Source organism: Paeniglutamicibacter sp. (assembly GCF_046714615.1).
GTDB lineage: Bacteria > Actinomycetota > Actinomycetes > Actinomycetales > Micrococcaceae > Paeniglutamicibacter.
Map to the genome: position 1 here is coordinate 1 of NZ_JBKKAP010000190.1, position 9,656 is coordinate 9,656.

Genomic DNA, 9,656 nt, shown 5'->3' on the forward strand with positions numbered 1-9,656 from the left:
GCGCGCTTGTCTGGGGGGCGGGTATTTGTTTAAAAGACACTGGTCTAAACCACCCCGGGGGGTATGTTTTCCACGCCGCAATGTCAAACCATTCAGCGCAAGGCGCTAGATCCACATGGCCGGGTCGATGTACTCCGCCGGGTCCACCGCGGGTGCGTGCTCCTCGGCGGTGCGCGGACGGTTCTTCGCCGGGATCCCGGTGATGATGGAATCCGCCGGCGCGTCCTTGACCACCACGGCGTTGGCGCCGATGGCAGAATCCGCACCGATCACGATCGGGCCCAGCACCTTCGCGCCCGCACCGATGACCACGCGGTCCCCGATGGTCGGGTGGCGCTTGACCTTGGCCAGCGAACGCCCGCCCAGGGTCACCCCGTGGTAGATCATCACGTCGTCGCCGATTTCCGCTGTCTCCCCGATCACCACGCCCATGCCGTGGTCGATGAAGAAGCGCCGGCCGATGGTGGCTCCGGGGTGGATCTCGATCCCGGTGAGGAACCTGCCCAATTGGGACAGCAGGCGCGCCGGAAAGCGGGTCTTGGGGTTCTGCCACAGCCGGTGGGTCAACCGGTGGATCCAGATCGCGTGCAGTCCGGAGTAGGCCAGGAAGTTCTCGGCCTGGCCGCGGGCGGCGGGATCATGTGCACTTGCCCCGCGCAGGTCTTCGGCTAGTCGGGAAAAGAATCTCACACATAGGCCTTTGTTCGTGCGTCTTTCCGGCCACCGGCCGGAACACTGCAGGTGTTGCCCGATGCGGCGCCGGAAGGGACGGCAGTTTCCTGCGCGCCCCGTCCGGCACCTCTCGGATGGGCTGTCTTAGCCACGGATGTCGTCAAAGAGCAACGTGGAGATGTAACGCTCGCCGAAGTCGGGGATCACGGCGACGATGAGCTTGCCGGCGTTCTCCTCGCGCTTGGCGATTTCCAGGGCGCCCCACACGGCGGCGCCGGCCGAGATGCCGCCCAGGATGCCTTCCTGCGTCCCGAGCGCGCGGGCAATGGCGACCGAGTCGTCGATTGAGGCGTCAAGCACCTCGTCGTACAGCTCGGTGTCCAGCACCTCGGGGATGAAGTTGGCGCCCAGGCCCTGGATCTTGTGCGGGCCGGGCTTGCCGCCGTTGAGGATCGCCGAATCCTTCGGCTCGACCGCGACGACCTGTAGGGACTCCTTCTTGGCCTTCAGGAAGCGGCCGGCACCGGTGATGGTGCCGCCGGTGCCGATGCCGGCGACGAAGATGTCGACCTCGCCGTCGGTGTCTTCCCAGATCTCCGGGCCGGTGGTGGCCTCGTGGATCGCCGGGTTGGCGACGTTGGCGAACTGCTGGGCCCAGATGGCGTTCTCGGTGGTGGCGACGATCTCCTTGGCCTTCTCCACCGCTCCGCGCATGCCCTCGGAGCCCGGGGTCAGCACGATCTCGGCGCCGAAGGCGCGCAGCATCACGCGGCGCTCGGTGCTCATGGTCTCGGGCATGGTAAGCACGACCTTGTAGCCGCGGGCAGCTCCCACCATGGCCAGGGCGATGCCGGTGTTGCCACTGGTGCCCTCGACGATGGTGCCGCCCGGGTGCAGGTCCCCGGAGGCCTCGGCCGCGTCAACGATGGCAACGCCGATGCGGTCCTTGACCGAGTTGGCCGGGTTGTAGAATTCCAGCTTCACCGCGATGTTGCCCGGCAGCCCGGCACCCAGTCGGTTCAGGCGCACCAGCGGGGTGCGGCCAACAATTTGCGTGACGTCGTTGTAGATCTTCGACATGGTGTCCTTTGTCCTTGGGTGTGGGAGCGTGATGGGCCGTGCAGGCACGGTCCCGGCAGGCAGCGGCTCGCCGGGAACTTCGTGTACAAGCCTAGTCAGGACCGCTCGGCGGCGGGTTCCTCGAGCCATGTTGCGTAATATTTCCTGGCCTTGGCCAGCTTCGGGTCGATGATGACCCTGCAGTACCCCTCGTCGGGGAAGCGGTTGTAGTAGTCCTGGTGGATTCCCTCGGCCACAAAGAAGTCCGCCGGGGCCTCGTAGGTGGTGACCAGCGGATGGGGATAGAGCTCTCCGAACTTCCGCGCGCTTTCGCGGAAAATCGCCTCTTGCGCGGCGTCCAGGGGGAAGAACGCCGAGCGGTATTGGGTGCCCACGTCGTAGCCCTGGCGGTTGAGCGTGGTGGGGTCGTGGGTGGTGAAGAACATGTCAAGTATGACCTCGGCCGGAACGACGGCGGGGTCGAATGTTACGGCAACCGCCTCGGCGTGTCCCGTATTGCCGCCGCAGACCGTGCGGTAGCTCGGAGCCGGGTCGGAGCCGCCGGTGTATCCCGAGATGACCGCGTGGACCCCGCGCGTGCGCTGGTAGACCGCATCGAGGCACCAAAAACAGCCGCCGGCCAGCACAAACGTGCTCAGCTCCTGCCCGTGCGGGCCCCGGGTGGTGGGCGAAAAGCGGATCGGGGTGCTGGAAATTGAGAAGTCGTTCACATCTACACTCAAGCACGGGCACCGCCATTTCATTCCCTCCGGCACGCAGGCCACCCCGGTGGCGGCATGGGTGCGCAATTCATGGCCGGCACATGCGGGCATTCGGGGCCGATCCGGATACGGTAGATGCATGCAGAGCAACAAGCAGCAGCCCCACGGCATGCGCATCGTCTCCGGGCCGGAATCGGCCGACCAGGAAACCGCCGACACCGCAAACGCTTCGGCAAACCCCGCAGGCCCGGGCTCCGGTGCCGCGTCTTTGGACCCGTCGGGAGCGAACATGCAGGGCCTGGATTCCGCCGGCGAGGCCATCGCCACCGACACCGCTTCGCTCCCCGCCCCGTCCCGGGTCGACGATCCCGCCCTTGACCCGGCGGAAGCCGCCCTTTCCACGCCCACCCTCGGCCAGGTGCTGATTGCCGTCGAGGAACTCTGGCCCGCCTCGCTGGCAGAGGACTGGGATTCTGTGGGGCCCGTGGTCGGGCGCCCGCAGCGCGAGGTCAAGCGAATCATGTTCGCCGTCGACCCGACCCTCGAGGTGGTTGCCGATGCCGTTGCCCGCGGCACCGACCTGCTCATCACCCACCACCCGCTGCTGCTGCGCCCGGTGAACTCCGTGGCCGCCACCGGGTTCAAGGGCGAAGCGATCCACCTGCTCATCGAATCCGGCTGCGCGCTGGTCACGGCGCACACCAACGCCGATTCGGCCATCGGAGGGGTCTCCGACGTGCTCGCTGACATCTTCGGGCTCACCGACACGCAGCCGCTGGCCCCCTCCAAGGACGGGCTGCCCGAAGAGGGCATCGGCCGGGTCGGCATGCTGCCCGAACCGCTGCAGCTGCACGAATTCGCCTCCCGCGTTTTCTCCGCGATGCCCGCTGTTGCCGGGGGAGTGCGCGTGGCAGGTGAACGTGCGGGCATCGTGCGCAAGGTCGCGGTCTGCGGCGGTGCGGGGGATTCCCTCTTCGACGCTGTCCGTGCCTCCGAGGCCGACGTCTACGTCACCGCCGACCTGCGCCACCACCCCGCCTCCGAGGCCCGCGAGGCCGCGCTGAACGGCAAGCCGTACCTCATCGACGTCTCCCACTTTGCCTCCGAGTGGCTGTGGCTGCCCACGGCCGCCGATGCGCTGAAGAACGTGCTGCATGATTTGGGGCACGACGTGGAAATCGCCGTCTCGGCCATCAACACCGATCCCTGGGACTTCATCCTCACCCCGTAGTGCCCCTGGCGCAGTCCGGCCTTCGTGTCTGACGGACCCGGGCTTGCCGACGCGGTGCGCGCAGCTTCTCCCCAATCCACCAGGGCCGGAGCCGCGCACCGCGTTTTTGCGTGCTCCGGGCCGGTTGTCCACAGATACGCGTCAGGGGTGGCGGAGCGGGTTCGCTTCGGCGCACCATGGGTGGCATGGGCAATGCAGGCAACATCATCGACACGGTCTTGGCCGCAGTTGGCAGGGCACTGGCGGCGGAGTCCGGGGGCACGCCGGGCACCGAGCCGCACGTCGATCGGCTGCGCCTGCTGGCCGCCCTCGACTTGGCCACCAAGAAGGCCATCGACGACGCCGCGGCTTCCGTGGGCGATTCCCCGGTGCGCGCCGCCGCCCTGACGCTGCTTTCCGAACGGGTCTACCGCACCGGATCCTACGCCCAGGTGCTGGCCGCCGGCGCCTGCGTGGACACCGAGGTGCACACCCTCACCGAAAAACCCCTGGCAGCCCTCAACCAGCTGCTGCTTGACCCCGGTGGCTTCGCCGCGGGCGTCGGCAGGCTGCCTGCAGACCAGGTGACGGGCCCGGACCGCAAGCCCCTGCACCACGACCCCGCCGAGTTCCTCAAGAACCAACTGCACCTGGGCTACTTGCAGGCCCGGCACCGCATCAACACCAACGAACGGCTCATGGGCCACCACGGGCCCGACGGGACCACGCTGCCGCCGACCTGCCCGCAATTGGCCGGAGTCCTGGCCGAGGGCACCGCGGACCCGCGGCTTCTCGCCAACGCCGCCGCCAAGCTCACCGCCCTGCAACCGGCACTGGACGCCCAGCCAGACCCCGGGGAAGCCCGGGCGCGGCTTGAGGAACAGGTCGCCCACACGGTCCGGGTGTGCGACGAATCCACGCTCGGCAAGTTCCTCAAGCAGGCCGCCATCGAGCTGGAGGGCACCACCGTCGAACGCGACGAGGCCAAGAACGCCCGGTACCTGGGCCTGAGCTTCCGCGGCCACAAACCGACCGGCTACCTCTGGGAACTGACCACCGATGCCGAGGGCCACGAACTGCTCAGCACCCTGGCCGACGACCTGAACAACCCACGCACGTCCTCCGGCCGCCCCGCCACCAGGGCCACCAGCGAGCTCACCGGCACCACGGGAACACAAGCTGCCCTCTTTGGCGACCCCGTGGACGGCGGGGAACCACCGATGATCCCCGCCTGGGCGGTCAATCCGGACACGCCCCTGGAGCAGCGCCCCCGAGCCGGATTCACCGACCTTGGCAAAGAACCCACGTGCAACCCCTTCGGGCTCCCGGACAACGGCCTGTATCCCGGGGAAACCGCCGAGGAAGCCTACGCCCGCCGCCGCGCCCAACGCCTCTCCCAGGCACTGATGGACGCCATCCGCACCTGGCTGGACCCCGCAGCCCCGGCGGACCCGGACATGCCCATGAACTCCCGCATCGAGCTGCTAGTCATGATCGACTACGACTCGCTCACCGGCACCCTGGAAACACCGGGCGTGACGCCGCACGGAGAATTCGTCTCGGCGGCCGCTGCCCGCCGCATGGCCTGCAACGGCGGCATCCTTCCCCTGGTCATGGGCGGCAAAAGCCAACCCCTCGACTTGGGCCGACGGCGCCGCTTCTTCACGAAGGGCCAAAAGCGCGCCATCGCCGCCCGTGACCGCGGCTGCGCCAACCCCGGCTGCTCCATGCCCACCCACCGCTGCGAGGTCCACCACATCAAGCCCTTCTCCGAAGGCGGAACGACCAACGTCGGCCAAGGCCTGCTCCTTTGTGTTCGCTGCCATACCGCCTTCCATGCCGGCCATTTCACCATCCGCGTCCTCGATGGCGTTCCCCACGTGGTCCTCCCCAAATCCCGCGACCCGATGCAAAGACCCAGGCGGAACTGGGTCTTCCACCCCGAAGCCGCAGCCGCCTGAGCAGACCCACAACGAGGCATCCACCTTCCAACGCAGGTGCCCGATTCAACCGCCTGCCCGTGCATCCAGGCCGCCGTGCTTCGCCCGCGCACAGCCCCGGTGGACTCCGGCGGGTCGCATTCCCCTCGAGGTTCCCAGACTGACTAGTGTTGTGGCTAAGTGATCACTGATCGCTCGAGGCACATCAGGAACGGCAGCGCCACGGCGCGCACAGTGGAGGTCAGCATGGCAAAGGCAGCACCGGCGGAACAGCTTCGACTCTTGGAAGTGGCCGCGCTCGATTCGGAGATCACCCAGCTCACCCGGAAGATCTCGGAGGCCACCGCCGACGCCCAGCTGGCCGCCGCCCAGGCCGGCCTCGACGAGGCCCGTGCCGCCCAGGCGCAGATCCAACAAGAGGTCGCCGTGGCCGCGGCAGCGCTGAAGGATTCCGAGCTGGCCGTGGAAAAGGTCGCTGCGCACATTGCCAAGGACCAGACCCGCATCAACTCCAACGCCGGCACTGCCAGCGACATGATGGCGTTGTCCCACGAGATTGATTCGCTCACGGTCCGCCGCAATGGTCTCGAGGACGCGGAGCTTGAGCTCATGGGCGCACTCGAGGAACTCCAAGCCCAGGAGGATGCCGCAGGGAGCCTCACCGCGACCCGCACCGAGGAACACGCCGGGCACCTGGCCCGCCGCGATGCCGCAGTTGCAGCGCTTGAAGCCGAACTGGCCAACACCAAGAGCGCCCGCGCCGAACTTGCGGCTTCGTTCGACGACGCGCTCATGTCCACGTATGACCGCTTGCGCACCCGCAACGGCATCGGTGCGGCCCGCCTCTTCCATGGCACTTCCGAGGCCAGTGGCATGGCGCTGGCAGCCGGGGACCTGGCGGAAATCAAGGCGGCCCCGGCCGATGAAGTTGTCTTCTGCCCCGACAGCGGCGCTATCCTGGTGCGCAGCGCCGAATGGGGAGCATAGGCCCCCGAAGGCATCGTCGCCGCCGTGACCACCCCACGCTCGGGTCGCCTTCACCACGTGGAAATCTGGGTTCGGGACCTGACCGCGTCCCGGGCCTCGCTCGGCTGGCTGTTTCAAGAGCTTGGCTATACACCGGGGGAGTCTTGGCCGCACGGGACCAGCTACATCGGCTCACACGACTACATCGTTCTCGAGTCGGGGCCGGATGTGCTCGATTTGCAGCACCGGCGGTGCGGCCCGGGGCTGAACCACCTGGCCTTCGTTGCCGGCTCACGGGCGCGGGTCGACGAACTCACCGCTGAGGCCGTGGCCCGCGGCTTCATATTGCTGTTCACCGACGTCCACCCGCATGCCGGGGGACAGGCGCACTACGCCGCCTACCTCGAGGATCTGGCCGGGTTCGAAATCGAGCTGGTGGCCGACGACGCCGCTGCCGGCTAGCCGCCAACGGCCCGGAACGCGTGGTCCTCAGGCAGGATGATGTTCAGCTGGTGTGCCTTCTTCGCGGTGCCGTCCACCAGCTCGGCTTCCCAGCGCTCCCGGGCCGCGTCCAGCAGCTCCGAAGGCGTCGTCACCTCGTTGCCACGAGTGAGCAGATGCGCTGCCAACTCCCCTCGGGTGTGCTTGGCGAAGTGCGAAACGACCTTGCGCACGCCGCCGCGCAGCTGGAACACCGAAACGCTCACGGTGTTCGGCGCTGGCGGCGCCCACGCAGCGGCGTAGGTGCTTGAGCGGCAGTCAACCACCAATCCGTCGCCGGCCCGCGCGTTGAGCACCGGTGTCAGCTTCGGTTTCCACCAGCTGGCAAGCTTTCCGATCTCGGGCAGCTTCACCGACATGGACAACCGGTACGCCGGGATCCGGTCGGCAAAACCCACGGCTCCCCACAGCGCGGAAATCACCAGGATGTTCGCATCCGCGCGCGCACGGGCTGCGGCATCGAGCCGTTCATAGCCCAACGCCTCAAAAAGCACGCCGGTGTATACAGTGTGGGCCGCGGCTGCGGGCTCTGTATGCAATTCGATATTGCGCGTCACTTCGGCGACCAACGATTTGCCGACGCCGAGCACCTCGAGCGCATCATCGGCGCGCGAGACCTCGGCCAACGCAGCCAGCAATTGGTGGCGATGCGGTTTCAGTTCGGGGAACTGCAGCACATCGGCATCAAAGGGGTCGCCATTGCCGGCGGGTTCTTTGCCCTCGGAGGGCGGAAGCAAGATCAGCACCGGTCAAGCCTAGTCTTCCCGCACCCCAAACCCATTTTCGTGACCAGCAGCCGCCAGTCGCGGAAATGGCAACCACCGCGTGCAATCGGTTGTCCAAAAGCGACTATACTTGAATGCTGGACGGGATGGCCAGACGATCGCGTGTCACGCAAGTGGCCCGAGGAACGTCCGGGCTCCACAGAACAGGGTGGTGGGTAACGCCCACTCGGGGTAACCCGCAGGCCAGTGCCACAGAGAATAGACCGCCCGCACTTGTGCGGGTAAGGGTGAAACGGTGGTGTAAGAGACCACCAGCGCTCCGGGTGACCGGAGCGGCTAGGTAAACCCCACCCGGAGCAAGGTCAGACAGACTACTGGGTTGTTCGCTCAATGTAGTCGGGTGGACCGCTTGAGGGTGTCGGCAACGGCACTCCTAGATAGATGATCGTCACCGCGATTCGGGTAACCGACCGCGGCACAAAACCCGGCGTACCGGCCATCCCGTCCACCACAAGCCGCTGCATCCCTTGCAATCAAAGGGATGCAGCGGCTTTTCTGCGCCCTGCGCATGTAGTCTCAAGGCCCCCCACGAACCGGAATCCCGCGCCATCGACCGCTGCGCGCGTGCCTTGGCACTCGACTCCGGCAGCAAGGAACGCCCGCTTCGACGGTCCAACACCCTGAGATGCGCCGATGCGCCGCATGCCCGGAGCACTTCCACCCACAGACGCCAACCCGGCAGTTCCCACATCCCGCATGCGTTGGCTTGAGCAGCCGAAGAAAACTCACTAAACTGCTTTCTGCAGATTTCGTCGAATACGAAAGGACACCGCCGTGCACCACGTGGATTTGATCCGTGCCGCCGCAGAAGATGTGGCATCCGCCCGCATTCTCCTGAAGGAGCGAATCGAGGCCCTCGACGCCATCGTGGCAACCGCCCTGGACCTCGACATCCCTGCAGACCAAGTCGCCGATGCCGCCAGTGCAGCGCAGCCCGCCGAAACAGAAGCGGCGCCGGTGGCAGCCCGCCGACTATTTGTCGCCTGAACACACGACGGCCGCCGGGGCACTGCCGTCGCCCCGGCGGCTGGTGCAGCAGCATTAGACTGAAGGCATGGAGTGGCTTTTTTGGCTGATCGGGATACCGGTGCTGTGCATCGGGCTGCTGTGGGCCGCTTCGAGGTTCACTTTTCCCACCGACGGTGGCGGAAGTGGCGCCTCGGGGCTCTTCGACGCCCTGAACAACTTCTACAAGCCCTCCAGCTCGGCCGCCCAGCAGTCCCTGGAGGAACAGAAACGGCAGATCCACGAGTCCGCCCAGGGCCAGGACAAGGACCCGCTCGCAGGTTTTCCGCACCGTCCGCCCAGCCACCCGCATGAGGCGGCCGACGGCTCAGAGGATTCGCCCGAGGAACCGTGGACCCCGCGCTAGGACATTTTCTGGCGGCGGTACCTGACCTGGATCGAGCACGGCGTCGCCCCGTGGACCCGGACCGCAAGACGGCTTGGCGGCGCAACATGCCCGCCGGTGCCAGCCCCGGCGCCAGACGAGCACGCGGACAGACGGGTGTGAGAGACCTCACCGGCCCGCGCCGTGGATCTCCGGGCAGGCATACTAGAATGGATTCCGGGCCCTAGGGCTCCACGGGGAAATGATCCTGGTACCCCCTGAACAACCGTTTCTGCAAAGGTGCTTTTACGGTAACAACCGGCTTGAGGATCGCCAGCCGGCTGATTTGGAAGGATTTTCAGTGACCCAGCAGTCTGTCGAAGCCCTACAGGAATGGAGCGGGCGCGAAGAGCTCGCCGAGGCCATGATCCCGTTGATCGGGCGCCTGTACCGCAACAACAACGTGGTGAC

At 66.8% G+C, this 9,656-nt stretch carries 10 protein-coding genes and 1 other RNA gene; 7 read left to right on the plus strand and 4 right to left on the minus strand.

What is annotated here, in order from left to right:
- Positions 1 to 105: 105 nt before the first annotated feature.
- From epsC to msrA, 3 genes are all read right to left on the minus strand, one after another.
- Complete coding sequence (gene epsC, locus ACLQ7E_RS22310) at positions 106 to 690, minus strand: serine O-acetyltransferase EpsC (protein ID WP_411734778.1); 585 nt, start codon at positions 688 to 690, stop codon at positions 106 to 108.
- Positions 691 to 816: 126 nt separating this feature from the next.
- Positions 817 to 1,752, minus strand: a complete 936-nt coding sequence (gene cysK, locus ACLQ7E_RS22315) for a cysteine synthase A (RefSeq protein ID WP_411734779.1) — start codon at positions 1,750 to 1,752, stop codon at positions 817 to 819.
- A gap of 95 nt (positions 1,753 to 1,847) precedes the next feature.
- On the minus strand, positions 1,848 to 2,390 hold the full coding sequence (gene msrA, locus ACLQ7E_RS22320; protein ID WP_411734786.1) for a peptide-methionine (S)-S-oxide reductase MsrA: 543 nt from the start codon (positions 2,388 to 2,390) through the stop codon (positions 1,848 to 1,850).
- Between the two features lie 352 nt (positions 2,391 to 2,742).
- On the opposite strand from msrA, the gene ACLQ7E_RS22325 reads away from it, so the two are divergent.
- The 4 genes from ACLQ7E_RS22325 (at position 2,743) to ACLQ7E_RS22340 (ending at position 7,031) form a co-directional block, all read left to right on the plus strand.
- Positions 2,743 to 3,684 carry a Nif3-like dinuclear metal center hexameric protein gene (locus ACLQ7E_RS22325; protein WP_411734787.1) on the plus strand — a complete coding sequence of 314 codons (942 nt, stop codon included), beginning with the start codon at positions 2,743 to 2,745 and terminating at the stop codon, positions 3,682 to 3,684.
- A gap of 185 nt (positions 3,685 to 3,869) precedes the next feature.
- Positions 3,870 to 5,624: a DUF222 domain-containing protein gene (locus ACLQ7E_RS22330; protein WP_411734780.1), complete on the plus strand. Its 1,755-nt coding sequence runs from the start codon at positions 3,870 to 3,872 to the stop codon at positions 5,622 to 5,624.
- Positions 5,625 to 5,849: 225 nt separating this feature from the next.
- Positions 5,850 to 6,590 carry a zinc ribbon domain-containing protein gene (locus ACLQ7E_RS22335; RefSeq protein WP_411734781.1) on the plus strand — a complete coding sequence of 247 codons (741 nt, stop codon included), beginning with the start codon at positions 5,850 to 5,852 and terminating at the stop codon, positions 6,588 to 6,590.
- 24 nt (positions 6,591 to 6,614) lie between these two features.
- Positions 6,615 to 7,031 carry a VOC family protein gene (locus ACLQ7E_RS22340; protein ID WP_411734782.1) on the plus strand — a complete coding sequence of 139 codons (417 nt, stop codon included), beginning with the start codon at positions 6,615 to 6,617 and terminating at the stop codon, positions 7,029 to 7,031.
- On the opposite strand, the gene ACLQ7E_RS22345 is transcribed toward ACLQ7E_RS22340, so the two are convergent.
- On the minus strand, positions 7,028 to 7,816 hold the full coding sequence (locus ACLQ7E_RS22345; RefSeq protein WP_411734783.1) for a YaaA family protein: 789 nt from the start codon (positions 7,814 to 7,816) through the stop codon (positions 7,028 to 7,030). The genes ACLQ7E_RS22340 and ACLQ7E_RS22345 overlap by 4 nt on opposite strands.
- A gap of 121 nt (positions 7,817 to 7,937) precedes the next feature.
- Here ACLQ7E_RS22345 and rnpB point away from each other — a divergent pair.
- The 3 genes from rnpB (at position 7,938) to ACLQ7E_RS22360 (ending at position 9,227) form a co-directional block, all read left to right on the plus strand.
- Positions 7,938 to 8,303, plus strand: an RNA gene (gene rnpB, locus ACLQ7E_RS22350) — RNase P RNA component class A.
- Positions 8,304 to 8,629: 326 nt separating this feature from the next.
- Complete coding sequence (locus ACLQ7E_RS22355; RefSeq protein WP_411734784.1) at positions 8,630 to 8,842, plus strand: hypothetical protein; 213 nt, start codon at positions 8,630 to 8,632, stop codon at positions 8,840 to 8,842.
- Positions 8,843 to 8,909: 67 nt separating this feature from the next.
- Positions 8,910 to 9,227, plus strand: a complete 318-nt coding sequence (locus tag ACLQ7E_RS22360) for a hypothetical protein (protein ID WP_411734785.1) — start codon at positions 8,910 to 8,912, stop codon at positions 9,225 to 9,227.
- The last annotated feature ends 429 nt before the right edge of the window (positions 9,228 to 9,656 follow it).